Genomic DNA, 2,812 nt, shown 5'->3' with positions numbered 1-2,812 from the left:
GGCCGCGGCGGGTCGGGCGTCGGGTGCCGGGTCGGCGGGTCGGGCGTCGGGTGCGGGCAGGGTGCGCAGGAGGTGTTCGGCCTGTGCCTCGGCGTGCCGGGCGGCGGCCCGGCGCTCCGCCCACCGGTGCGCTCCCGCCGCGTCGGTGCGTTCGATCCACGCGCCGAGGGCGGCGACCACCCGGTGCTGCGCCGCCCGTACGGCCGCCCGATCGGCGGGAGTGGCGAGCGCCGCCCGGTCGGGCAGAACCATCCGGTCGGCGGGCGCCGCCCGTTCGGGCAGTGCCGTGCGGAGGACGGCGAGGCCGGCGAGCAGGGCCGGGAGGGGCACGGTGTCGGGGTCACCGGTCGCGGCGGTGCGGACGCGGCCGCCCGGCAGGGTCTGGAGGACGAGCACGCAGCCGTCCGCCGGATCGGTGCCGGACAGGGCCTGTCCGGCGGTCAGGCGGGTGACGAAGTGCAGCCGCCCCCGCACCCCGGCGCCGTCCGGCCCCGGGCGTCCGGCGAACACGTGCGCCTCGCCGGTCTCCACCGTCCACGTCCGGTCGCCGCCGGCCAGCACCGTGGTGCGGGCGGCCGGGGTGACCGAGGTCCTCAGCGTCATCGTCATCCCTCCAGGACCAGGTCGCGGTAGTGCCCGGCGACCGCCATCAGCTCGTCGTGCCGGCCGCGTTGGACGATCCGGCCGCGGTCCAGGACGAGGATCCGGTCGCTGTCCCGGACCGTGGAGAGCCGGTGGGCGATGATCACGCAGGCGCAGCCGCGCCGGCGCAGGTTCAGGTCGACGGTCCGCTCGGTCTCGACGTCCAGCGCGCTGGTCGCCTCGTCGAGGACCAGCAGGGCGGGCGAGCCGACCAGCGCCCGGGCGATCTCCAGGCGCTGGCGCTGGCCGCCGGAGAAGTTGCGGCCGCCGTCGGCGACCACGGCGTCCAGCCCGCCGGGCCGTTCCATCACCTCCCGGAGGACGTCGGCGTCGCGCAGCGCGGCGAGCAGGGTCTCGTCGGGCACGGTCGGGTCCCAGAGCGTCAGATTGTCGCGGACGGTGCCGCCGAAGAGCAGGACGTCCTGGTCGACCACGGCGAGGCCGGCGGCCCGGGCCGCCCTGGGCAGCCGGTGGCAGTCGACGCCGTCCAGGGTGACCCGGCCGGCGGTGGGCGCGTACAGGCCGGCGATCAGGCGTCCGACGGTCGACTTGCCGCTGCCGGTGGCGCCGACCAGCGCGATCCGCTCGCCGGGCCGGGCCCGGAAGGAGATGTCCCGCAGCAGCGGCTCGCCCTGCGGGTGGTACGAGAAACCGACGCCGTCGAGCCGCAGTTCGCCCGCGGGCGGGCCGGCCGGGGCGTCCGGGGGCGGCGCCGGCCGGGCGAACACCGGGTCCTCGGGGTGGCGTTCGACGTCCCGCAGCCGCTCCAGGTCGGCGGCCAGGTCCTGGACCCGCGGGCCGAACCTGACCAGCTGGGCGACCGGCGCCGTGAACCCGGCGGCCAGCGCCTGGAAGGCCACCAGCGTGCCCACGGTCAGCCGCGCGTCCACCGCCCGCAGCCCGCCGACCAGCAGGAGCAGTGCCCCGCCGAGCCCGGCGGAGAGCGTGACCCCGGCCGTCAGCAGGGCGCCCTGGGCGCCGATCCGCTGCGCGCCGGTCAGCAGCGTCGCCTGCAGGCCCGACCAGCGGGCGAAGTGGTGGCCCTCCCAGCCGTTCGCCTTGAGCGTCTCGATCGAGCGCAGCCCGTTGAACGAGGCCGCGGTCAGCGCGGCGCGGTCGGCCCGCAGCCGGGCCACGCCGTCCCGCCGCCGGCGCAGCACCAGGTGCAGCAGGGCCACGTCCAGCACCGCGAAGCCGAGGCAGAGGGCGGTGAGCGCGGGGTCGTGCCGCCAGAGCAGCAGCGCGTACAGCGGGATCAGCGCGGTGCTGATCGCCGCCGCGACCACGTCCCGGGCCAGCACCTGCGCGGCGTCCTCGTTCATCGCCAGCCGCCCGGCGAGGTCGGCCGGATCGCGCTGCCCGAAGAAGCCCGTGGGCAGCCGCAGCAGCCGGCGGACGAAGCCCGCGCCGGTGTCCACGGTGGTGGCCGACTCGGCGTTCAGCAGCTGGCGCTGCTGCAGCCAGGTCAGCCCGGCCAGGGCCGCCGCCAGCGCCAGCAGCGACCGGAGCGCCGCGCCGACCGAGTCGTCGTCCGGACGCCCCGCCAGGACGCCGTCCACGAGCACCCGGACGGCGGCCGGCACGGCGACGCCGGCCGGCACCAGCAGCACCCCGGCCAGCAGGACCAGGGCCAGCGCCCGGCGGTCCCGGCACCGGGCGACCAGCTCGCGCAACACCCGGGGACAGGCGCCGCCGCGGCGGAAGTCCGGCCCGGGCCGGAAGGTCAGGGCGATCCCGGTGTACGAGGCGCCCAGCTCGGCGGTGGAGATCCGGCGCCGGCCGGTGGCCGGGTCGTTGATCCAGTGCCCGCCCCGGCCGGTGCGGCCGGCCGGGCCCTCGTACACCACGAAGTGGTTGAACTCCCAGAACAGCACCGCCGGCAGCGGGACGGTGGCCAGCCCGCCCAGATCGGTCTGCAGGCCCCGCGCCTCCATCCCGTAGGAGCGCGCCGCCCGCACGATCGAGGAGGCCCGCGCGCCGTCCCGGGAGACCGCGCAGGCCACCCGCAGCTCCTCCAGGGAGATCTGGCGGCCGTGCGCGCCGAGCACGGCCGCGAGCGCCGCCGCCCCGCACTCGACGGCCTCCAGCTGCATCACCGTGGGCGTGCGCCGCCGACGGGGGCGGCGCGATCGGACGAGCGTCGGGTAGGGACAGAGTGTATTCCGCTGGG

2 protein-coding genes are annotated in these 2,812 nt (G+C 77.8%); both read right to left on the bottom strand.

Annotated elements, in window-relative coordinates; all coding sequences use genetic code 11:
- The coding region (locus ACWEQL_RS42050; RefSeq protein ID WP_452156842.1) for a hypothetical protein at positions 1 to 603 on the bottom strand (603 nt) is incomplete at its 3' end.
- Between the two features lie 2 nt (positions 604 to 605).
- Positions 606 to 2,735, bottom strand: a complete 2,130-nt coding sequence (locus ACWEQL_RS42045; protein WP_452156840.1) for an ATP-binding cassette domain-containing protein — start codon at positions 2,733 to 2,735, stop codon at positions 606 to 608.
- Positions 2,736 to 2,812: the final 77 nt, after the last annotated feature.

The organism is Kitasatospora sp. NPDC004240 (assembly GCF_053603215.1).
Note: the sequence above shows the minus strand (reverse complement) of the source record. Positions and strands in the feature narration are given on the sequence as shown.

Bases quoted from the DNA above. Each gene is read 5' to 3' on its own strand.
- ACWEQL_RS42045 (WP_452156840.1), bottom strand. From the start codon at position 2,735: ATGCAGCTGGAGGCCGTCGAGTGCGGGGCGGCGGCGCTCGCGGCCGTG.